Genomic DNA, 20,610 nt, shown 5'->3' with positions numbered 1-20,610 from the left:
CTCGCACCAGGTGCCACTGTCATCACCCACAGGTGGGGAACATCCTCACGTTCCTCCCCGGACCCCCACGGCCCCAAGGCAACCCGCGCACCCCGGCCCACCGTCCACCCTCTCGTCGCCGCCCGCACGAACCCCAACCCCCACCCCACCCGCAAGACGAACATCAGTGCCGTTCAGCGCAATCCGGCAAGGGATGGACAAGATCCCTCAAGTGGTCAGCGGTGCGCCATGACGAGCTCCCGCCCGGCCGAGGCGCACTGCGCGGCGTACTCGGCGGGCGGGAACCCGATGAGGTCCTTGAAGTCGTGGGTGAAGTGGGCCTGGTCCGACCAGCCGAGCTGCGCGGCGAGGCGCGCCAGGTCCACGTCCGGGTCGACGGCGAGCCGGTCGGCCGCGTCGTGGATGCGGTACCGGCAGATGAGCGCCTTCGGGCCGAGCCCGATGTACGCCTGGAACAGCCGCTGGAGCGCCTTCTGCGTCATGAAGAACCGCGACGCCGCCTGGTCCACCCTGGTGATGCCGCGGTCCTCCAGCATGGCCGTGACGATCCGCAGCAGCTCCGCGTAGCGCTCGTCGACCCGCTCGGGCATCCGCGCGGCCAGGAACCGGGTGACGACTCCGACGGCCGCCTCGTCGCCCCCGCTCATGACGACCGCGTTCAGCTCGTCGACCTCCGGTCCGAAGACCGTGCCCGCGCCCGCGACCCAGTCGGCGACCGCCGCGGCCTCGATCCCCGTGAACGCCGTGAACCCGCCGGGTCGGAACTTCGCCCCGAACACCCGGCCGCGGCCGGTGAGCGGATGCCGGGACACGGCCAGCCCCGGCCCGTGGACCTCCGCGCCGAGCACCGGCATGAAGCTCAGGTTCACGCACGGGTGGGGGACCACCACCGACTCGTACGAGGACCCCTCGGGCAGGTCCCAGTGGACCGCCCAGAACCGCTCCACATACCGCCCCAGCGGCCCCGTCACCGGGTACCGCCGCAGGTCGATGTGCCGCGCCGCCTCCTGCGGCCGCAGAATGCCCTTGTCGCTCGCCGTCGGTCCGTGCATGCCCCGAAGATAGCGCCGGGGTCCGTCGCTTTTTTACAAGCGCAGGCCACGCCGCCCGACGAGACTAGGGGACATGAGTACTGAATCTTCGAACGACGCCAACGTGAATCCGATCCCCGAGGGCTACCACTCGGTCACGCCGTTCATCGTCGTCAAGGACGGCGCGAAGGCCATCGAGTTCTACGAGCAGGTCTTCGGCGCGCGGGTCCTGTCCCGCAACGACATGCCCGACGGCACCGTCGCGCACTGCGAGATCCAGATCGGGAACTCGATCGTCCAGCTCGGCGACGTCAACCCGGCGTTCGGCATGGCCGAGCCCGACCCCGAGAACATCACCGCGTCGCTGGTCCTCTACGTCGAGGACTGCGACGCCGTGTTCGCGAAGGCCGTCGAGGCCGGCGCCACGGTCCGCGAGGAGCCCGCCGTGTTCCTCACCGGCGACCGGTTCGCCTCCATCGCCGACCCGTTCGGGCGTCGCTGGTCGATCATGACCCGCGTCGAGGACGTCTCCCGCGAGGAAGGCGAGCGCCGCGTGAACGAGTGGATCGCCTCCATGGGCAGCCAGGAATAGCCCACCCGGGCCGCAGGCGGCGAGTCCGCCTGCGGCTCAATAGCTCTCGGGGTACCCCACGGTCGGGGCCGACACGTCGTCGAGCGCCAGGCGGATCTCCGGCGGCAGGAACAGCTGCTCCGCCGCCAGCGACGCCCGCAGCTGCGTCGCGTTCCGCGCGCCCACGATCGCCGAGGCCACGCCCGGCTGATCCCGCACCCACGCCAGCGCCACCTCCAGAGGACTCACCCCGAGCCCCTCGGCCGCCGTCGCGCACGCCTCCACGATCCCCGCCGACCGCTCGTCCAGGTACGCCCCCGCGAACCGCGACCACTGCGCCGATGCCGCCCGCGAGTCCGCGGGCCGCCCGAACCGGTACTTGCCCGTCAGCACGCCCCGCCCCAGCGGCGACCACGCCAGCACCCCCAGCTCCATCGCCAGGCACGCGGGCAGCACCTCCCGCTCGACCCCGCGCTGGAGCAGCGAGTACTCCACCTGGCTCGCCACGACCGGGGTCCGCCCCGGCCACGCCGCCTGCCACGCGTACGCCCGCGCCGTCTGCCAGCCCGTGTGGTTCGACAGGCCCACGTACCGGACCTTCCCGCTCGACACGGCCGCATCCAGGACCGACATCGTCTCCTCAAGCGGCGTGTCCGGGTCGTACACGTGCAGGATCCACAAATCGATGTAATCGGTCCCCAGCCGCCGCAGCGACCCCTCCAGCGACCGCATGAGCCACCCGCGCGAAGTGTCGCGCTTGCGCGGCGCCCCGTCCGTTCGCACGCCCGCCTTCGTCGCGATGTGCAGCTCCGAACGCGCGACGATCTTCCCGATCAGCTGCCCGATCGCCGCCTCGGCCATGCCCTGCCCGAACACGTCCGCAGTGTCCACGAGCGTGCCCCCGGCCTCCACGAACGTCTGGAGCTGCGCGGCCGCATCCTCAAGGCCCGCTTCATCGGTGGTCCACGTCATGGTCCCCAGGCCGAGGGAGGAGACCTCGATGCCGCTGCGTCCAAGTGGTCGGCGTTCCATGGCTTCACAAGTTACATTGAACGGCAATCGCGGGAAAGCCTCAGGTGCGCTTGAGGGAACGGCCCGATCCGCCCGCGCGCTGGCCGGTCGGCCGGTTTCCGAAATAGGATCGCGGGCATGGAATCCTGGACCGCACCGCACGTACCCGCCCTGCCCGGCCACGGCCCCGCCCTGCGCCTGCACGACACCGCGACCGCGGGCCCGCGCGAGACGGTCGCGCCCGACGCCGAGCGCGCCAGCATGTACGTGTGCGGCATCACGCCCTACGACGCGACGCACCTGGGGCACGCGGCCACGATGATCGCGTTCGACCTGGTGCACCGGTACTGGCTCGACCAGGGCCTGGACGTGCACTACGCGCAGAACGTGACCGACGTCGACGAGCCGCTGTTCGAGCGCGCCGACCGCGACGGCACCGACTGGCAGGTCCTGGGCCTGCGCGAGACCGCGCTCTACCGCGAGGACATGGAGGCCCTCAAGATCGTCCCGCCGCGCCACTTCATCGGCGCCGTCGAGTCCATCCCCTCGGTCGGCAAGGCCGTCGCGCAGCTCCTCGCGACCGGCGCGGCCTACCGCCACGACTCCGGCGACGTCTACTACTCGGTCGCCGCGTACACGGAGCGCTTCCCGGAGGCGGCGTCGGTCTCCCGCTACGACACCGAGACGATGCTCCGCTACGCGCGCGAGCGCGGCGGCGACCCCGACCGCGAGGGCAAGCGCCACCCGCTCGACCCGAAGCTGTGGAATGCCCCCCGCGACGGCGAGCCCTCGTGGGACACCGAGGTCGGTCCCGGCCGCCCCGGCTGGCACATCGAATGCGCCTGCATCGCCCTCGACTACCTCGGCGAGCAGATCGACGTCCAGGGCGGCGGCAACGACTTGATCTACCCGCACCACGAGTTCTCCGCGGCGCACGCCGAGTCCCTCACCGGGCGGCTGCCGTTCGCGAACATCTACGCCCACACCGGCATGATCGGCCTCGACGGCGAGAAGATGTCGAAGTCGCTGGGGAACCTCGTGTTCGTCTCCAAGCTCCGCGCCGAAGGCGTCGACCCGGCCGCGGTGCGCCTCGCCCTCATGTCCCAGCACTACCGCGCCGACCGCCAGTGGAGCGCGCCCGTCCTCGCCGAGGCCGAGCTGCGCCTGGGCCGCTGGCGCGAGGCCGCCTCCCGCGAACTGGCCGTCCCGGCCGGGGCGATGCTCACCGCCGTGCGCGAGCGGATCGCCGACGACCTCGACACCCCGGGGGCGCTCGCGGCGGTCGACGCGTGGGCCGAGCAGACCCTCTCCGCAGGTGGGGACGACCCCTCCGCGGCCGGGCTCGCCCGCGACACGATCGGAGGAATCCTCGGCATAGACTGCACGCGCTGATTGTGCGAAATGCCGAGTATCGGTACGCTTGATGACTGAGCGTGGCCGACTCCCCATCCTCCTGGAGTCGAATTGAAGATCCTGCTGCTTGCGTCCGCTTTCAACGGTCTCACTCAGCGCGTGTGGTGCACCCTGCGGGAACAGGGGCACGACGTCGGCGTGGAACTCGCGCCGGCGCACACCCCCGAGTCCATGACCGCCGCGGTGGAGCGGATCGACCCGGACCTCATCCTCTGCCCGTTCCTCAAGCACCGCGTGCCCGAGGACGTGTGGCGGCGGTGGACCACGGTCATCGTCCACCCCGGGCCCGTGGGCGACCGCGGCCCCTCGTCCCTCGACCACGCCCTCCTGGGCCGCAGCCCCCGCTGGGGCGTCACGGCCCTGTCGGCGGTCGAGGAGATGGACGCGGGACCGGTCTGGGCCTCCTTCACGTTCGACGTCCCCGAGGGCATCACCAAGTCCGCGCTGTACAACAGCCGCGTCGCCGACGCCGCCATGGACTGCGTCGCCGCCGTCGTCCGCAAGGTCGCCGCCGGCGACCGGCCCAAGCCCGCCGACGAGCACCCGCGCGCGGTCCCCGGCACCGGCGAGCTCCCGCTCCTGCGCCGCCCCGCGTTCGCCCTCGACTGGCGCGCCCCCGCCGCCGACCTCGCCCGCCGCATCGCCGCCGCCGACGGCGCCCCCGGCGCGCCCGTCGAGCTCAACGGCCAGACCTACTGCCTCTTCGACGCCGCCGCCACCGACGAGCACTCGGGCGCCGAACCCGGCACGATCGTCGGCCGCGACGCCGAGGCCCTGGCGTTCGCCACCGGCCGCGGCACCCTCTGGGTCGGCTACGCCGCCACCCTCGACCGCCGCCGCGGCCCGAAACTCCCGGCCGCGATGGTCGTCGACCCCAAGGACGCCCCGTTCCGGGCCGCGCCCGCAGCCATCGCCGAGACCGCCTACCGCCGCGAGGGCGACATCGGCTACCTCCAGATCCGCTCCTACAACGGCGCCATGCACACCGAGCAGTGCCGCCGCCTCACCCAGGCGGTCGAGAAGGCCCTCGCCGAGGACACCCGCATCCTCGTCCTCACCGGCACCGAGCACGCCTTCTCCAACGGCATCCACCTCGGCGTCATCGACGCCGCCCCAGACCCCGCCGCCGAAGCCTGGGCCAACATCAACGCCATCGACGACCTCTGCACGGCCATCGCCGCCGCAGACCAGCTCACCGTCGCCGCGTTCACCGCCAGCGCGGGCGCGGGCGGCGTCATGACCGGGCTGTGCGCCGACGTCACCGTCGCCCGCGACGGCGTCGTCCTCAACCCCTACTACGACATGGGGATCTTCGGCTCCGAGCTGCACACCTGGTCGGTCGCCGACCGCGTCGGCGACACCGTCGCCTCGCGCCTCCTCGGCGACAAGCTCCCGATCTCGGCGACCGAGGCCCAGCGGATCGGCCTCATCGGCGCCGTCGGGCCCCGCGACTGGGACGAGTTCGGGCGCTGGCTGCGGGCCGTCGCGCTCGGCTACAACGACCCGGTCACGCGCGGGCGCATGTTCGCCGCGAAGTCCCGCCGCCGCGCCGAGTCCAAGCCGCTGTCGTACTACCGGACCATTGAGCTGGCCGAGATGGCCCGCGACATGTTCGACGACCGGCACGGATTCCACGCGAAACGGCGCGCCTTCCTGGGCAAATCGGCCCCCGCGGAGACGCCCGCGAAACTGCGTTTCGCTTGATATCAGGAGTGCGTTGACAGGCCGCGTCCCACCTGGTGGACTGGAGGCATGTTCGAAGAAGGACAGTACTTCGCGCCGGTCAACACCGACGCCGACGGCACGGTCGTCGTGGAGCTGGGTGAGACCCACCCGGGCTTCGCGGACGCCGACTACCGCGAACGGCGCAACGCCATCGCGGCACTCGCATTGGACTGGAGCCCCGGCCTACCCATGCCGACGGTCTCCTACACCGATGCCGAACACGAGATATGGCGGCTGGTCAGTGCGGAACTGGCCGTCAAGCACCAGGAACTGGCCGCACACGACTACCTCGACGGCGCCGAGCGCCTCAAGCTCCCCGCCGACCACATCCCGCAGCTCCACCAGGTCTCCGAGCTCCTTGAGCCGCTGACCGGGTTCAGCTACCTGCCCGCCGCGGGGCTGGTGCCCCTGCGCGAGTTCTACGGGGTGCTCGCCGACGGGAAGTTCCACGCCACCCAGTACATCCGGCACCACTCGGTCCCGCTGTACACGCCCGAACCGGACGTCATCCACGAGGTCATCGGCCACGCCAACGCCCTCGCCGCGCCCCGCTTCGCCGCGCTGTACCGCGCCGCCGGGGACGCCGCCCGCCGCGTCCACTCCGAGGAGGCCCTCGAATTCGTCTCGCGCGTCTTCTGGTTCACCCTGGAGTTCGGGGTCATCAGCGAGGCCGACGGCCTCAAGGCGTACGGCGCGGGCATCCTCTCCTCGTACGGGGAGATCGACGAGTTCCGGGACATGACGATCCTGCCGCTCGACCTGGTCACCATGGGCACCATCGACTACGACATCACCCACTACCAGGACAAGCTGTTCGACGCGGGGTCGATGGACCGCCTGGAGGACGTCGTCGGCGAGTTCTGGGAGACCTGTGACGACGACATGATCGAGCGCCTCAAGGCCGACGCGGGGAAGGCGTAGCGGGGGACTAGTACAGCTGCTTCGCGTAGGTCTCGCCGTAGTACTCGACGAGCTCTTCGAGGGTCTTGTCGACCGTCTGCGTCTCCTTGACCATCTGCGCGTGGCTCGGCAGGGCGTCGGGCGTCCACGTCTCGGGCTTCCAGATGCCCGACCGCATCGACGCCTTGCCGCAGTGGAAGAAGATCGTCTCGATCTCGACCACGAGCGCCAGGACCGGCTTGTGGCCCTTGACGACCATGTCCTCGAAGAAGGGCGCGTCCGACACGACGCGGGCGCGCCCGTTGATCCGCAGCGTCTCCCGGCGGCCCGGGATCAGCGACAGCAGGCCGACGTGGGGGTTGGCGAGCACGTTGTGGTAGCCGTCGACGCGGTGGTTGCCCTTGCGCTCGGGGATGGCGACCGTGCCGTCGTCGAGCACGTGCACGAGCTTTCCGGCCGGGTCGCCCTTCGGGGAGGCGTCGCAGTTGCCCTCGGCGTCCGAGGTCGCCACGACCACGTACGGCGACACCGCCAGCCACTCCCGGTCCCGCTCATGGAGCTTCGTCCGCTCCTTCTGCGCCGCTTGGGGTTTGACCTCCCCGACGATCTCCCGGAGCTTCTCGGGGTCGGTCACTTCGGTCCACAGGCGAGTGTTGGCGGTGTCCATCTGGTTCCCTTCGCGTGGGTGCCATTACGACCCGATGCTACGTCTCAGCCGTCCTCGGGGCCACCTCCGTTTTCGCGCCGCCGCTCGTCCGCGTCGGCGATCCCGTCGCGAACCCCCGTGCGGACCACCCAGTAGAGGGGGTAGAGCCCGAGCAGTATGAAGACGATGAGGAGGAGATCCATACTGCGAATCCTATTTGTCCGAGTGTGATCTTCGCCGTGCCCGGTGCCCAACCTGTGAAACCGGCTTCCCACTTGTCGGCACGCGCAAGTACCCTTGACCCCGTGTCTGAGCAGAGCCTTTTCCTCGAAACCCTGAAGCGCCGCGTCGTCATCGCCGACGGGGGCATGGGCACGATGCTCCAGACCTTCGACCCGACGATGGAGGACTACGACGGCCACGAGGGCCTCTCCGACATCCTGTCGCTGACCAGGCCCGACATCGTCCTCGGCATCCACGACGCCTATCTGGCGGCCGGAGCCGACTGCGTCGAGACCAACAGCTTCAACGCCAACTACGGCGGCCTCGTCGAGTACGGCATCGAGGACCGCGCGCGCGAGATCGCCCGCGCCGCCGCCTCGCTCGCCCGCCGGAAGGCCGACGAGTACGCCACCCCCGCATGGCCGCGCTTCGTCCTCGGCTCGATGGGCGGCGGCACCCGCCTGCCCACCCTCGGCCACGCACCGTTCGCGCTCCTGCGCGACCACTACGAGGAGTGCTCCCTCGGCCTCATCGAAGGCGGCGCCGACGCGCTCCTGGTCGAGACCGCCCAGGACCTCCTCCAGGCCAAGGCAGCCGTCATCGGCGCCAAGCGCGCCAACGCGAAGCTCGGCACCAGCGTGCCGATCATCGCCCAGGTCACCGTCGAGACCACCGGCACGATGCTCGTCGGCGGCGAGATCGGCGCGGCCCTCACCAGCCTCACCGCCCTCGGCATCGACCTCATCGGCCTCAACTGCGCCACCGGCCCCGACGAGATGAGCGAGAGCATCCGCTACCTCTCCCGCCACTCGCCAGTCCCGATCTCGGTCATGCCCAACGCCGGCCTGCCCGTGCTCGGCCCCAACGGCGCGGTCTACCCGCTCACCCCCGACGAGCTCGCCGACGCCCACGAGGAGTTCGTCACGAACTTCGGCGTCAGCCTCGTCGGCGGCTGCTGCGGCACCACCCCCGACCACATCCGCGCCGTGCGCGCGCGCCTCGGCGGCGCCCCCGAGGACCTCGTCAAGCCCAAGGACCGCACGCCCGTCCTCGAACCGGGCGTCTCCTCCTCCTACCACCACGTGCCGTTCCGCCAGGACGCCTCGATCCTCAACGTCGGCGAGCGCACCAACGCCAACGGCTCCAAGGCCTTCCGCGACGCCATGCTCGCCGCCGACTTCGACCGCTGCGTCGAGATCGCCCGCGAGCAGGCCGGCGGCGGCTCCCACCTCCTCGACCTGTGCGTCGACTACGTCGGCCGCGACGGCGCCGAGGACATGAAGGTCCTCGCCTCCCGCTTCGCCACCGCCTCCACGCTCCCGATCATGCTCGACTCCACCGAGCCGAACGTGGTCGAAGCCGGGCTCGAAGCCCTCGGCGGCAAGTGCGTCGTCAACTCCGTCAACTTCGAGGACGGCGACGGCCCGACCTCCCGCTACCAGCGCATGATGCCCCTCGTCGCCGAGCACGGCGCGGGCGTCGTCGCCCTCTGCATCGACGAGGACGGCCAGGCCCGCGACCGCGACTGGAAGGTGCGCGTCGCCGCCCGCCTCATCGACGACCTCACCGGCACCTGGGGCCTGAACATCGAGGACATCTTCGTCGACGCCCTCACCTTCCCCATCTCCACCGGCCAGGAGGAGACCCGCCGCGACGGCATCGAGACCATCGAGGCCATCCGCGAGATCGCCCGCCGCTACCCCGGCGTCAACTTCACGCTCGGCATCTCCAACATCTCCTTCGGCCTCAACCCCGCCGCGCGCCAGGTCCTCAACTCCGTGTTCCTCAACGAATGCGTCGAAGCGGGCCTCACCAGCGCGATCGTCCACGCCTCCAAGATCCTGCCCATGGCCTCGATCCCCGAGGAGCAGAAGCAGGTCGCCCTCGACATGGTCTACGACCGCCGCACCGAGGACTACGACCCGCTCCAGAAGCTCATCGAGATCTTCGACGGCGTCAGCCTCGCCGGGTCCAAGGAGGCCCGCGCCGAGGCCCTCGCCGCCCTCCCGCTCGGCGAGCGCCTCGCCCAGCGCATCATCGACGGCGACAAGAACGGCATGGACGCCGACCTCGACGAGGCCCTCGCCGCGGGCAAGCGGCCCCTCGACATCATCAACGACCACCTCCTCGAAGGCATGAAGGTCGTCGGCGACCGCTTCGGATCCGGCCAGATGCAGCTCCCGTTCGTCCTCCAGTCCGCCGAGGCCATGAAGTTCGCCGTCGCCCACCTCGAACCCCACATGGACAAGGCCGACTCCACCGACAAGGGCACCATCGTCCTCGCCACCGTCCGCGGCGACGTCCACGACATCGGCAAGAACCTCGTCGACATCATCCTGTCCAACAACGGCTACACCGTCGTCAACCTCGGCATCAAGCAGCCCATCAACGCGATCCTCGACGCCGCCGAGGAGCACAAGGCCGACGTCATCGGCATGAGCGGCCTCCTCGTCAAGTCGACGGTCATCATGAAGGACAACCTCGCCGAGATGATGGCCCGCTCGATGCACACGAGGTGGCCGGTCCTCCTCGGCGGCGCCGCGCTCACCCGCGCGTACGTCGAGGACGACCTCCGCGAGATGTTCGAAGGCGGCCAGGTCCACTACGCGCGCGACGCCTTCGAGGGCCTCGACCTCATGAACAAGGTCATGAACGCCCGCCGCACCGGCACGCCCCTGGTCGATCCGGAGAAGGAGGCGAAGATCGCCCTGCGCCGCGAGCGCCGCGCCAAGCAGGCCACGATGGTCGCCGACACGCTCCCGGACCTGAACGACACGTCGGTGCGCTCCGATGTCGCCACCGACGTCGACATCCCGGTGCCGCCGTTCTTCGGCTCCCGCGTCCTCAAGGGCATCCAGACCTCCGAGTACGCCGCGCTCCTCGACGAGCGCGCGACCTTCCTCGGCCAGTGGGGCCTCAAGCCCGGCCGCGGCGCCGACGGCCCCTCCTACGAGGAGCTCGTGGAGACCGAGGGCCGCCCGCGCCTGCGCTACTGGCTCGACCGGCTCGCCACCGACAACGTCCTCGAAGCGAAGGTCGCCTACGCGTACTTCCCGGCCTACGCCGAAGGGAACACGCTCGTCGTCCTCGACGAGAACGGCCACGCCGAGCGCGCCCGCTTCACGTTCCCGCGCCAGCGCCAGGGGCGCCGCCTGTGCCTCGCGGACTTCTTCCGCGCCAAGGACGGCGAGCAGCTCGACGTCCTCGGCATGCAGCTGGTCACCTTGGGCTCCAAGGTCTCCGAGTACACCAACGAGCTGTTCCAGGCCAACGCCTACCGCGACTACCTCGAAGTGCACGGCCTCACCGTGCAGCTCACCGAGTCGCTCGCCGAGTACTGGCACCGCCGCATGCGCCGCGAATGGGTCCTGCCCGGCGGCGGCACCGTCGCCGACGCCGACCCCGCCGACCTCAAGGGCATCCTCGACGTCGACTTCCGCGGCTGCCGCTACTCCTTCGGCTACCCTGCCTGCCCGGAGCTGGCCGACCGCGCGACCCTCGTGGAGCTCCTCGGCGCCGACCGCATCGGCGTCGAACTGTCCGAAGGGGACCAGCTCCACCCGGAGCAGTCGACCGACGCGATCGTCCTCCACCACCCCGAGGCGAGCTACTTCAACGCCAAATGACCCCGGTGAGTGCCCGGCGTCCGTGCGGCGCCGGGCACCGACCCGGGAACCGCGTTCACGCCCGCGCCCCGCGCCCGGCACCATAGGGGCCATGTCGCACGAACTCGTCGCCTACCTCGGCGTCATGGACGCCGGGAAGTCCACCCTCGCCCTCCAGTACCACCACTCCCTCGGCGGCGAGGGCGTCGTCTACACCTCCATGGACCGCGGCGGCGAAGGCGTCGTCTCCAGCCGCATCGGCCTCAACCACGAAGCGCGCGAAGTGAAACCGGGATTCGACGTCTACGACGACCTCGCCGCGCTCCGGCCCCCGTACGTCATCGTCGACGAGGTCCAGTTCCTCGAAGCCCCCAAGCAGATCAACCACCTCGCCGACGCCGTCGACGGCCTCGGCCTCGACGTGTACGCCTTCGGCCTCAAGACCGACTTCCTCGGCCGCCTCTTCCCCGCCTCCCAGCGGCTCATCGAGCTCGCCGACCGCGTCGAGGAGCTCCCGGTCCGCGTCAACTGCTGGTGCGGCGAGCGCGGCACCCACAACGCCCGCACCCGCGACGGCGTCATGGTCTTCTCCGGCGACCTCGTCGAAGTCGGCGACATGGACTCCTACACCGTCCTGTGCCGCCGCCACCACCGCGCCGGACTCGCGTGACGCCTGTGAGCCTGCTCGCCCGGAACGGGCGAAACGGCCGATCGCACCCGCGCCCCCGATACCGTTCTAGGCGTGACTGAGGTTCCAGAGCTCCCGCAGGCCGTCTTCTTCGACATGGACGGCACGCTCCTCGACTCCGAACGCCTCTGGGACGTCGCCCTCGAAGAACTCGCGGTCGTCCTCGGCGGCATCCTGCGCCCCGAAGTGCGCGACCGCATGGTCGGCACCAACGAGGACGCCTCGGTCATCTTCCTCCTCGAAGACCTCGGCCTCCCAGTCGAGGACTTCCCCGAGCACGTCCAGTGGCTGCGCGAGCGCATGAAGACCCTCTTCGCCATCGGCGCCGCCTGGAAGCCCGGCGCCCAGGAGCTCCTGCACGAGGTCCGCGCCGCCGGCATCCCCACCGCGCTCGTCACCTCCACCGCCCGCGAACTCACCGAAGTCCTCCTCGGCACCCTCGGCGCCGAGAACTTCGACGTCATCATCTGCGGCGACGAGGTCCAGGCCCGCAAACCCGACCCCGAGCCCTACGCCACCGCCGCCGCGAAACTCGGCGTCGACCCCGCCCGCAGCTTCGCCATCGAGGACTCCCCGTCCGGCAGCGAGTCCGCGCTCGCCGCGGGCGCCGTCACCTTCACCGTCCCCAGCGAAGTCGCCCTCCCCGAGTCGATCCCGGCCCACCGCCTCGCCACCCTCGACGGCGTCACCCTCGCCACGCTCCGCGCCATCGCCGCCGCCTAAACCGCCTTGACGCCCTGGGCGATCCCGACCATCGTGGGCCCATGGAACCGAGCCACGAGATCGTGAAGGCCCTCGCCGACCCCGCCCGCCTCCGCGTCTTCGCCGCGATCGTCCTCGCAGGCGACACCGGCACCGCCCTCGCGGACCTGCGCGAGCACCACCCCGACGCCGACCGGGCCCTCCCGCGCCTCGTCCGCGCCGGACTCGTGACCTCCGGCGACGACGGCCTCCGCGCCGACCCGACCGCCTTCCGCCAAGCCGCGGCCGCCGCCCGCTCCACCGTCCCCGACGCCCCCGAAGGCACCGACCCCGGTGTCGCCCACCTGTACACGGCCGGACGCCTCACCGTCATCCCCACCCGCCGCGCCACCCGCGTCGCCGTCCTGCGCGACCTCGCCGACCGGCTCTTCGCCTTCGACCGCGTCTACACGCAGGCCGAGATCACCGACGCACTCGCCGCGGTCCACGACGACCCGCTCACCCTGCGCCGCGAACTCGTCGACGAACTCCTCCTCGAACGCACCCTCGGCGGCCGCGAATACCGCCGCCGCGAAGCCCCGCCCCTCGACTGACACGACAGCGGCCGCGGGGCAAACCCCCGCGGCCGCAACCGAAACCACCTCACCGCCGCGACGACAGCACCTCGCGGTGCTCCTCGCCCCAGTCCTCCAGCGGCTTCAGCGCCACGCTCAGCGACTCGCCCAGCGGCGTCAGCGAATACTCCACCCGCGGCGGCACCTCCGCGTACAGCTCCCGGTGCACCACCCCGCTCGCCTCCAGCTGCCGCAGGTTCTCCGCGAGGACCTTCTCGCTCACCCCGTCGAGCTTCCGCCGGATCTGCCCGAACCGCACCGGCCCCTCCGCGAGCACCCACATGAGGTGCATCTTCCACTTGCCGCCCACCACGTCGATCGCGAGCGACATCCCGCAGGTTTGATCTACGTCACCCATCGTCTCCACAGCACGCCTCCCGACCGTATTTCTCACCTCGACGTAAGCAACCCCACCTGGAAGTGCGGTCTTGCCGAGCCTACCCGGCACGACCGACCATGGAACCCGTCAACACGCACAGGGAACCGCCACTTACCAAGGGGCACAACATGTCTGCCATCAAGTCCGCCACCGTCCTCGGCCTCGGCCCGATGGGGCGCGCCACCGTCCGCCTCCTCCTCGCCGCAGGCGTCGACGTCACCGTCTGGAACCGCACCCCCGGCAAGACCGACGCCCTCGCCGAACTCGGCGCCAAGCCCGCCGCCACCGTCGCCGAAGCCGTCGCCGCCAGCGACACGATCCTGCTCTCCCTCATCCACTACGAGGCCATGTACGGCGTCCTCGAACAAGCGGGCGACCTCACCGGCAAGACCGTCCTCAACCTCTCCTCCGACTCGCCCGCCAACACCGCCAAAGGCGCGAGCTGGGTCCTCGACCGCGGCGCCCGCTTCCTCACCGGCGCCTACATGACCCAGAGCGACGACATCGCCCACCCCGCATCCACCCTCTACACCAGCGGCCCCGCCGACCTCTACACCGAGCTCAAACCCCTCCTCGACCACCTCTGCAAGAGCGTCCACCTCGGCGCCGACTACGGCCTCGCCCAGCTCTACTACCAGGCCGGACTCGCCATGTTCCACGCCTACCTCATCTCGCTCCAGCAGGCCTTCGCCATGATCGAGCGCTCCGGCGGCGACATCGACACCTTCCTCGAACTCTCCAAGGACGACGCCGGCAGCCAGCGCGACTTCTCCCTCTACTTCGCCCAGGCCGCCAAGCAGGGCGGCTGGGGCGACCTCGCCAGCCTCAAGATGATGCACGCCGGCGCCCAGCACGTCATCGACGCCAGCGAAGACGCCGGCGTCGACGCCGCCCTCACCCGCACCATCCAGGACTACTACCAGCGCGCCCTCGACGCCAGCGAACAGACCGGCACCGTCGTCCCCGTCTACCGCCTCTTCCGCGGCGACCACTAGAAAGGACCACCCGTGCCCACCGGCAACCTCACCATCCTCGGCCTCGGCGCCATGGGCTCCGCCATCGCCGCCAGACTCCGCGACACCGGATACACCACCACCGTCTGGAACCGCACCGCCGCGAGAACCCTCCCGCATACCGCAGCGGGCTCCCGCGCCGCCGCCACCGTCCCCGACGCCGCCGACGCGGGCGACATCGTCATCACCGTCCTCCTCGACCACGCCAGCGTCCGCGAACACCTCGAACCCGCCGCACCGCACCTCCGCGGCAAAGTCGTCGTCAACCTGACCACGACCACCCCGGGCGAAGCCCGCGACACCGCCGCCTGGGCCGCCGCCCACGGCATCGCCTACCTCGACGGCGCGATCATGGCCGTCCCGTCCATGATCGGCACCCCCGAGGCCCGCCTCCTCTACTCCGGCGACGAGAACGCCTACGCCATCGCCGAACCCGCGCTGGCAGTCCTCGGCGCCGCCGAGTTCACCGGCACCGACGCAGGAGTCGCTTCACTCAAGGACATGGCCCTCCTCGCGGCCATGGACCTGATGCTGCTCGGCCAGCTCCAGGCCGTCGCCATGATGCGCACGGTCGGCGTCCCCGCGGCCGACACCGCGGGGGAGGTGGAGGCGTGGCTCACCGCGATGCTCCCGCACGGCAAGGCCGTGGCCGCGATCGTCGACGGCGGCGCCTACGACACCGGCGGCCAGAGCGTCGACTTCGACCGCCGCGGCCTGGCCTCGATCATCACCGCCAGCCGCGAGCAGGGCGTCAGCGCCGCGCTCCTGGAACCGCACGAGCGGCTCCTTGCAGAGCTCTCCGCGGCCGGACACGGCGGCGACGACTGGCCCCGCATCATCGACCGACTCACGATTCCAAGGTAGGGAAGCAAATGCCGAACCAGACCGTCGCCGTCCTCGGGCTCGGGGCCATGGGCTCCGCGATCACCGAGCGCCTGCGCGACACCGGGTACGCCACCGTCGTGTGGAACCGCACCGCCGCCAGGACCGCGCCGCACGCCGCAGCGGGCTCCCGCGCCGCGGCCACCGCCGCCGAAGCCGTCGCCGCCGCCGACACGGTCCTCGTGGTCCTGTTCGACGACGCGAGCGTCCGCGAGCACCTGGACCCGCTCGCCGCCGACCTGAAGGGCCGCACCGTGGTCAACCTGACCACGACCACGCCCGACCAGGCCCGCGCCACCGCCGCCTGGGCCGCCGAGCACGGCCTCACCTACCTCGACGGCGCCATCATGGCGACCCCCGACATGATCGGGACCCCGGTCTCGCGGCTCCTCTACTCCGGCGACCGCGCCGCCTACGACGGCGCCCGCGCGGTCCTGGAGGTCCTCGGCGCCGCCGACTACGAAGGGGAGGACGCGGGGCTCGCCTCGCTCAAGGACATGGCGCTGCTCACCGCCATGTACCAGATGTTCGCGGGGTTCATGCAGGCCGCGGCGATGATGCGCACCGTCGGCGTCCCCGCGGCCGACACCGCCGCGGAGATCCGCGGCTGGCTCGGGGCGCTCCTGCCGCACCTCGACCACTTCGGCGCCGAGATCGACCGCGGCGACTTCGACCCGGCCCGCGGCCAGGACGTCGAGTTCACCAGGGCCGCGATCGGATCGCTCATCACCGCCGCTCGCGGGCAGGGCGTCAGCGCCGTGCTCCTGGAGCCGCTCATGCGCCAGCTCGACGAGCTGTCCGCGACCGGCCGCGGCGGGGCCGACTGGATCAGCGTGATCGACCAGCTGCCGGTCAAGTGACCGCCGGGGCGGGCGGGGGACTACCCGCCCGCCCCCAGCAGCTGCAGCTTCTCGTACCCGTCGGTCCCGGGCGCGGCCGTGAGCGTCACCAGCATCTGCCCGGAGCCGTCCGCGACCCGGAACTGGTCCTTGTACAGCTGGATCAGCCCCACCATCGGGTGCTCGAACCGCACCCAGCCGATGTTGCAGTCCTTCACCTCGGCCCGCGCCCACATCTCCGCGAAGTCCCGGTGCGCCACCGACAGCTCGCCGATGAGCGCCGTCAGCTCGGCGTCCTCGGGGAACAGCGCCGCCATCTTCCGCAGCTGCGCGACGGTCTCGTACGAGCACACGTCCTGCCAGTCGGGGAAGAACTCCCGCGAGTCGTCGTCGAACAGCAGTCGCACGAAGTTCGGGCCCGCCTCCAGGTCCCACCCGAACCCGCCGTACAGCAGCCGGGCCAGGCGGTTCGAGGCGAGCACGTCCTGCCGGTGGTTCAAGATGAGCGCCGGGAAGCCGTCGATCGCCGCGAGCATCGTCTCCAGCGAGGGCCGCACGCCGGCCCGCTCGTGCATCTGGTCGCGCCGCGAGTTCCCGGCGAGCCGGTGCAGGTGCGCCCGCGTCGTCTCGTCCAGGCGCAGCGCCCGCGCGACCGCGTCGAGCACCTGATCCGACGGGCGCTTCGCCCGGCCCTGCTCCAGGCGCGTGTAGTAGTCCACGCTCACCCCGGCCAGCAGCGCCAGCTCCTCGCGCCGCAGCCCCGGAACCCGGCGCCGCGCGTCGTTCGGGAGCCCGACCTCGTCGGGGTTCACCCTGGCGCGCCTCGCCTGGAGGAACTTCCCCAGGTCGACGACGTCCTCCAGCTTGTGGATCCCGGTCGCATCAGATGACATCACTCAAACCTCCGCGGCAAGTATCGCCGCGCCCGCCCGCCGCTGCCTAGGTCTGTCAGTCCTAGGGTCGAACGACCCCAGGTCGAACAGACGTCTGGCAGCCTCTCCGAATCCGCCGCAGCATGGTCGCCATGCAGATCCACATCGTCTACGCCCACCCGCACGCCGCGTCCCTGAACGCCGCGCTCCGGGACGAATCGGTCGCCACCCTGGAGGGCCTCGGCCACACCGTCACCGTCTCCGACCTGTACGCCATGCAGTGGAAGGCCGTCGCCGATTACGACGACTTCGGCCCCACCGAGAACGAGCACTTCATGGCCGCCGCGGGCGAAGCCTGGGACAAGGGCCAGGTCGCCCCCGACGTGCGCGCCGAGCAGGAGAGGCTCCTCGCCGCCGACCTCGTCATCCTCCAGTTCCCGCTCTGGTGGTACACCGTCCCGGCGATCCTCAAGGGCTGGATCGACCGCGTCTTCACCAACGGCTTCGGCTACGGCACCTCCCGCGACTGGCCCCGCTTCGGCGACGGCGTCCTCGCCGGCAAACGCGCCATGGTCGTCGTCACCACCGGCGCCGCCGAGTCCCACCTGTCCGACCGCGGCGTCAACGGCTCCATCGACGACCTGCTGTTCCCGCTCCAGCACGGCGTCCTGTTCTACGCCGGCATGCAGGTCCTGCCCCCGGTCGTCGTCACCGGCGCGGTCCACCGCTTCGGCGACGCCGAGTACGCCGACGCCGCCAAGCTCCTGCGCTCGCGCTTGGAGACCCTCGACGAGACCGAGTCGATCGCCTACCGCAAGCAGGCGGAGGACTACGACGACGCCAAGCGCCTCAAGCCCGGCCTCGAACCCGAGGGCACGACCGGGTTCGCGCTCCACATCGCCTGAGCGGCAAGAAGGGCCGGAGCGGCGGCAGCCGCTCCGGCCCTCCCGTTCGGTCGACGACCGTCCAGCCGATGAGGACGGGGTCTACTCGAACGGGAACTTGTCCGCGAACGCGGGCTTCAGGTCGTCCACCCACACGGCGTTCTCGTCGAACTTCGCGTAGAACGGGATCCCCACGATCCGGGGGTCCCTGGCCTGGAGCATCCGCAGTGCGAACACCTTCTCCTCGCCGATCTCGACGATCCCGTCGACCGCGATCTTGCCCGGCGTGGCCGACATCGACGGGCCTCTCACGGTCCGGCACAAGCCCGAGACCTGGCTGAACGCGTCACGGAAGATCTCCCACGCCCGCGCCAGCGGCACCGAGAAGTAGTCCCTCGGCCCTGTATCGCGCTCCACGAACATGTAGTACGGGATCATCCCCAGCTTGTGCTGGGTCCTCCACATCCCCGCCCACTGGTCCGCGTCGTCGTTGATCGTCCTGATCAGCGGCGCCTGCGTCCGGATCACCGCACCCGTGGACCGGATGCGCCGCACCGCCTCCCGCACGATGTCGGAGTCGAGCTCCTTCAAGTGCGAGAAGTGCGCCATGAACGCGAGGTTCCGCCCCGACGCCACGACCTGCTCGAACAGCCGCAGCGTGTCGTCCGCGTCGGGGTCCGACACGAACCGCTGCGGCCAGTACGCGAGCGCCTTCGACCCGATGCGGATCGATTCGACGTGGTCCATGCCAAGCAGCGGCTCGATGTACCGCCGCAGCACGGGCTCGCCCATGATCATCGGGTCCCCGCCGGTCAGCAGCACGCTGCTCACCTCCGGGTGCTCCCGCACATAGCCGGTCAGCTGCTCCACGTCGTTGTTCGCCATCTTCAGGTCGGCGATCCCCACGAACTGCGCCCACCTGAAGCAGTAGGTGCAGTACGCGTGGCAGGTCTGGCCCTGCTGCGGGAAGAACAGCACCGTCTCGCGGTACTTGTGCTGGAGCCCCGGAATCGGCTCCTCGCCGGCCTTCGGGATGTTGAGCTGGAGCTGCCCCGCCGGATGCGGGTTCAGCTTGAACCGCACCTCGTTGGCCGCGGCCGTCACCTCCTGCTTGGAGGCGTCGGCCTTCAGCAGCCCCGCGATGTGGTCGACGTCCTCCGCCGGGAGCATGTCCTCCTGCGGGAACACCAGCCGGAACATCGGGTCCTCGAACGGACGGTCCCAGTCGATGAGCTCATCGACCACGTACGCGTTCGTCCTGAACGGCAGGACCGACGCGACGGCCCTGGTGCGAAGCCGCTGCTCCTCCGACAGCGGCGCTCGTTGGAGCAGATCGTCGAGATGACGGATGGTGTAGGCGGTGAACCGCCTACCGGCGTTTTCAGGAGCAGTCACGAGAACTCCCTCCTCTTGATGTTGTAGCGGTCTGCAACGCGGCTCGGCAGGGCCCCAGTTACAAACAAGTGCGCGAAACCAACGCTCACCCGGCCTCCGTGGGCTCTCGCCCGTGTCGGCTCCGTGGTCTTTCGACCACAGATGGTGCACCCGATGCTTTCGCGCACACTGTGCGTGAAATATGAAATTTTCAGTTGATTGTGACGACCCTAACCCAGAGTCGCCTCAAGCGAAATAGGGACCGCCTTCAGCGCCTGGCTGACCGGGCAGCCGTCCTTGGTGGCCGCCGCGATCTCATCGAACTCGCCCTTCTCGATCCCGGGCACCACGGCCCGGACGGTCAGCGCGATGCCGGTGATCCCGGTGCCGGGCTTGAAGTCGACCCCGGCTTCGGTGACGATCTCCTCCGCCGTGTAGCCGGCCTTGCCCAGGCCAGCCGAGAGCGCCATGGAGTAGCAGGAGGCGTGGGCCGCGGCGATGAGCTCCTCGGGGCTGGTCTTGCCCTCCGGGTCGTTCGCGCGCGACGCCCAGGTCACCGGAGTGTCCGGCAGGCCGGACGACACGAAGCTGGTGACACCGCCGCCGTCCTGGAGACCGCCGGTCCATCGGGTGCGTGCGTTGCGAGTGACTGACATGCCTTCTCCTCTGATCGGAGTTCCTTCGCTCGCAGGCTAACAGTCGAACTTGACGTCTGAAGACGGTCCGCGACGGCGGCCGCCCCATGCCGACCCACCGTCGTGTTCGCGGAAGTTCCCTCCGTCTTCGCTGGTCAAGCGTAACGTTGAACGACAGGTGACCCCCCTGGTTTCGGCCCCTTCGGGGGTGTGTATATTTGTCTCTGCCCGCGGGGGAACGGAACGGCCGGAAAGCCGGTCCGGAGATCACGGAGGCACGCGACAGGTTCTCAGAGCCAGGCGCGGTCCGGATCGCAGCGCGGGGATCACCTGAGGCTTCATAGAGGCTCAATCGCATGTGACCAGGGTCAATCACCCCCGGTTAGACATCGCAGATCGAGACTAGTAATGTTGTTCGGGTTGCTCCGGCGGAGAACGAATCCCAAATCGGATGAGGTCTTTGTTGTGGCGTGTTGTTTGAGAACTCAACAGGGTGTTTGGATGGTCAGCGTGTGGGCTGGCTGAGTCGCTTCGGAACTGGGTTTCGGGGTGTGCTTGGTTGGTACTGTTTTTGACTGTCTTTTCCTTGGGACACTTGCTTGGT

At 70.2% G+C, this 20,610-nt stretch carries 20 protein-coding genes; 12 read left to right on the top strand and 8 right to left on the bottom strand.

Annotated elements, in window-relative coordinates:
• Positions 1 to 215 precede the first annotated feature (215 nt).
• Positions 216 to 1,052 (bottom strand): AraC family transcriptional regulator, encoded by an 837-nt coding sequence (locus B0I28_RS26720; RefSeq protein WP_106366925.1) that lies wholly within the window; start codon positions 1,050 to 1,052, stop codon positions 216 to 218.
• Between the two features lie 73 nt (positions 1,053 to 1,125).
• On the opposite strand from B0I28_RS26720, the gene B0I28_RS26715 reads away from it, so the two are divergent.
• The gene (locus B0I28_RS26715; RefSeq protein ID WP_106366924.1) at positions 1,126 to 1,623 is read left to right on the top strand and encodes a VOC family protein; all 498 of its coding nucleotides are present in this window, start codon (positions 1,126 to 1,128) and stop codon (positions 1,621 to 1,623) included.
• Positions 1,624 to 1,659: 36 nt separating this feature from the next.
• Here the strand turns inward: B0I28_RS26715 and B0I28_RS26710 are convergent, their stop codons facing one another.
• Positions 1,660 to 2,634, bottom strand: coding sequence for an aldo/keto reductase (locus B0I28_RS26710; protein ID WP_106366923.1), 975 nt, complete (start codon positions 2,632 to 2,634; stop codon positions 1,660 to 1,662).
• Between the two features lie 117 nt (positions 2,635 to 2,751).
• Here B0I28_RS26710 and mshC point away from each other — a divergent pair, with 117 nt between their 5' ends.
• The 3 genes from mshC (at position 2,752) to B0I28_RS26695 (ending at position 6,672) form a co-directional block, all read left to right on the top strand.
• Entirely contained in the window at positions 2,752 to 4,005 is a 1,254-nt protein-coding gene (gene mshC / locus B0I28_RS26705; RefSeq protein ID WP_106366922.1) for a cysteine--1-D-myo-inosityl 2-amino-2-deoxy-alpha-D-glucopyranoside ligase, read from the top strand.
• 159 nt (positions 4,006 to 4,164) lie between these two features.
• The gene (locus B0I28_RS26700; RefSeq protein WP_245889121.1) at positions 4,165 to 5,730 is read left to right on the top strand and encodes an enoyl-CoA hydratase-related protein; all 1,566 of its coding nucleotides are present in this window, start codon (positions 4,165 to 4,167) and stop codon (positions 5,728 to 5,730) included.
• A 48-nt stretch (positions 5,731 to 5,778) separates the two neighbouring features.
• Positions 5,779 to 6,672, top strand: a complete 894-nt coding sequence (locus B0I28_RS26695; RefSeq protein WP_106366920.1) for a phenylalanine 4-monooxygenase — start codon at positions 5,779 to 5,781, stop codon at positions 6,670 to 6,672.
• Positions 6,673 to 6,679: 7 nt separating this feature from the next.
• Here B0I28_RS26695 and B0I28_RS26690 read toward each other — a convergent pair whose 3' ends face one another.
• Together B0I28_RS26690 and B0I28_RS27565 are read right to left on the bottom strand one after the other, a co-directional pair.
• On the bottom strand, positions 6,680 to 7,318 hold the full coding sequence (locus tag B0I28_RS26690; protein WP_106366919.1) for a pyridoxamine 5'-phosphate oxidase family protein: 639 nt from the start codon (positions 7,316 to 7,318) through the stop codon (positions 6,680 to 6,682).
• A gap of 44 nt (positions 7,319 to 7,362) precedes the next feature.
• Positions 7,363 to 7,500 (bottom strand): hypothetical protein, encoded by a 138-nt coding sequence (locus B0I28_RS27565; protein ID WP_181245993.1) that lies wholly within the window; start codon positions 7,498 to 7,500, stop codon positions 7,363 to 7,365.
• A gap of 102 nt (positions 7,501 to 7,602) precedes the next feature.
• On the opposite strand from B0I28_RS27565, the gene metH reads away from it, so the two are divergent.
• The 4 genes from metH (at position 7,603) to B0I28_RS26670 (ending at position 13,107) form a co-directional block, all read left to right on the top strand.
• Entirely contained in the window at positions 7,603 to 11,145 is a 3,543-nt protein-coding gene (gene metH, locus B0I28_RS26685; RefSeq protein WP_245889120.1) for a methionine synthase, read from the top strand.
• A gap of 91 nt (positions 11,146 to 11,236) precedes the next feature.
• On the top strand, positions 11,237 to 11,794 hold the full coding sequence (locus B0I28_RS26680; protein ID WP_106366918.1) for a thymidine kinase: 558 nt from the start codon (positions 11,237 to 11,239) through the stop codon (positions 11,792 to 11,794).
• 72 nt (positions 11,795 to 11,866) lie between these two features.
• The gene (locus tag B0I28_RS26675) at positions 11,867 to 12,535 is read left to right on the top strand and encodes an HAD family hydrolase (protein WP_245889119.1); all 669 of its coding nucleotides are present in this window, start codon (positions 11,867 to 11,869) and stop codon (positions 12,533 to 12,535) included.
• A 41-nt stretch (positions 12,536 to 12,576) separates the two neighbouring features.
• Positions 12,577 to 13,107, top strand: a complete 531-nt coding sequence (locus B0I28_RS26670; protein WP_106366916.1) for a DUF2087 domain-containing protein — start codon at positions 12,577 to 12,579, stop codon at positions 13,105 to 13,107.
• Between the two features lie 49 nt (positions 13,108 to 13,156).
• Here B0I28_RS26670 and B0I28_RS26665 read toward each other — a convergent pair whose 3' ends face one another.
• Positions 13,157 to 13,495: a winged helix-turn-helix transcriptional regulator gene (locus B0I28_RS26665; protein WP_425433458.1), complete on the bottom strand. Its 339-nt coding sequence runs from the start codon at positions 13,493 to 13,495 to the stop codon at positions 13,157 to 13,159.
• 140 nt (positions 13,496 to 13,635) lie between these two features.
• Between B0I28_RS26665 and B0I28_RS26660 the strand changes: the two genes are divergently transcribed.
• Genes B0I28_RS26660 through B0I28_RS26650 form a run of 3 tightly spaced genes read left to right on the top strand, consistent with a single transcriptional unit; the run spans position 13,636 to position 16,262 of the window.
• Entirely contained in the window at positions 13,636 to 14,502 is an 867-nt protein-coding gene (locus B0I28_RS26660; RefSeq protein WP_106366915.1) for an NAD(P)-dependent oxidoreductase, read from the top strand.
• Positions 14,503 to 14,514: 12 nt separating this feature from the next.
• A complete protein-coding gene (locus B0I28_RS26655; protein ID WP_106366914.1) occupies positions 14,515 to 15,384 on the top strand; it encodes an NAD(P)-dependent oxidoreductase in 870 nt (289 codons plus the stop codon).
• A gap of 8 nt (positions 15,385 to 15,392) precedes the next feature.
• Positions 15,393 to 16,262 carry an NAD(P)-dependent oxidoreductase gene (locus tag B0I28_RS26650; RefSeq protein WP_106366913.1) on the top strand — a complete coding sequence of 290 codons (870 nt, stop codon included), beginning with the start codon at positions 15,393 to 15,395 and terminating at the stop codon, positions 16,260 to 16,262.
• A gap of 20 nt (positions 16,263 to 16,282) precedes the next feature.
• On the opposite strand, the gene B0I28_RS26645 is transcribed toward B0I28_RS26650, so the two are convergent.
• Positions 16,283 to 17,134 carry a helix-turn-helix transcriptional regulator gene (locus tag B0I28_RS26645; RefSeq protein ID WP_106366912.1) on the bottom strand — a complete coding sequence of 284 codons (852 nt, stop codon included), beginning with the start codon at positions 17,132 to 17,134 and terminating at the stop codon, positions 16,283 to 16,285.
• 131 nt (positions 17,135 to 17,265) lie between these two features.
• On the opposite strand from B0I28_RS26645, the gene B0I28_RS26640 reads away from it, so the two are divergent.
• On the top strand, positions 17,266 to 18,018 hold the full coding sequence (locus B0I28_RS26640; protein ID WP_106366926.1) for an NAD(P)H-dependent oxidoreductase: 753 nt from the start codon (positions 17,266 to 17,268) through the stop codon (positions 18,016 to 18,018).
• An 81-nt stretch (positions 18,019 to 18,099) separates the two neighbouring features.
• On the opposite strand, the gene B0I28_RS26635 is transcribed toward B0I28_RS26640, so the two are convergent.
• The gene (locus B0I28_RS26635; RefSeq protein WP_106366911.1) at positions 18,100 to 19,392 is read right to left on the bottom strand and encodes a KamA family radical SAM protein; all 1,293 of its coding nucleotides are present in this window, start codon (positions 19,390 to 19,392) and stop codon (positions 18,100 to 18,102) included.
• A 209-nt stretch (positions 19,393 to 19,601) separates the two neighbouring features.
• Complete coding sequence (locus B0I28_RS26630) at positions 19,602 to 20,027, bottom strand: OsmC family peroxiredoxin (protein WP_106366910.1); 426 nt, start codon at positions 20,025 to 20,027, stop codon at positions 19,602 to 19,604.
• Positions 20,028 to 20,610: the final 583 nt, after the last annotated feature.

It is taken from the genome of Glycomyces artemisiae (assembly GCF_003002955.1).
In the GTDB taxonomy this organism is placed as follows: domain Bacteria; phylum Actinomycetota; class Actinomycetes; order Mycobacteriales; family Micromonosporaceae; genus Glycomyces; species Glycomyces artemisiae.
The sequence above is the reverse complement of the archived record's forward strand: the minus strand, read 5'-3'. Positions and strand labels throughout refer to the sequence as shown.